General features: G+C 50.4%; 1 rRNA gene. It reads right to left on the bottom strand.

The features are described 5' to 3' along the window. A 23S ribosomal RNA gene (locus CSW98_RS17450) occupies nucleotides 1–750 on the bottom strand; the annotation flags it as partial.

The following is a 750-nucleotide window of genomic DNA, read 5'->3' as shown; positions in this document are numbered from 1 at the left end:
TTACCACACACCTTCAACGGCTTACAGAACGCTCCCCTACCCAATACATAAAATGCATTGCCGCAGCTTCGGTTGATTACTTAGCCCCGTTACATCTTCCGCGCAGGCCGACTCGACTAGTGAGCTATTACGCTTTCTTTAAATGATGGCTGCTTCTAAGCCAACATCCTAGCTGTCTGAGCCTTCCCACATCGTTTCCCACTTAGTAATCATTTGGGACCTTAGCTGGCGGTCTGGGTTGTTTCCCTCTCCACGACGGACGTTAGCACCCGCCGTGTGTCTCCCGGATAGTACTTACTGGTATTCGGAGTTTGCAAAGGGTTGGTAAGTCGGGATGACCCCCTAGCCTTAACAGTGCTCTACCCCCAGTAGTATTCGTCCGAGGCGCTACCTAAATAGCTTTCGGGGAGAACCAGCTATCTCCGAGTTTGATTGGCCTTTCACCCCTAGCCACAAGTCATCCGCTAATTTTTCAACATTAGTCGGTTCGGTCCTCCAGTTGATGTTACTCAACCTTCAACCTGCCCATGGCTAGATCACTCGGTTTCGGGTCTATATCCAGAGACTAAAGCGCCCAGTTAAGACTCGGTTTCCCTACGGCTCCCCTATGCGGTTAACCTTGCCACTGAATATAAGTCGCTGACCCATTATACAAAAGGTACGCAGTCACACCACGAAGGTGCTCCTACTGCTTGTACGTACACGGTTTCAGGTTCTATTTCACTCCCCTCACAGGGGTTCTTTTCGCCT

The organism is Vibrio sp. HA2012 (assembly GCF_002812955.1).
Classification (GTDB): Bacteria; Pseudomonadota; Gammaproteobacteria; order Enterobacterales; family Vibrionaceae; genus Vibrio.
This window is presented reverse-complemented; position numbering and strand designations above follow the sequence as displayed.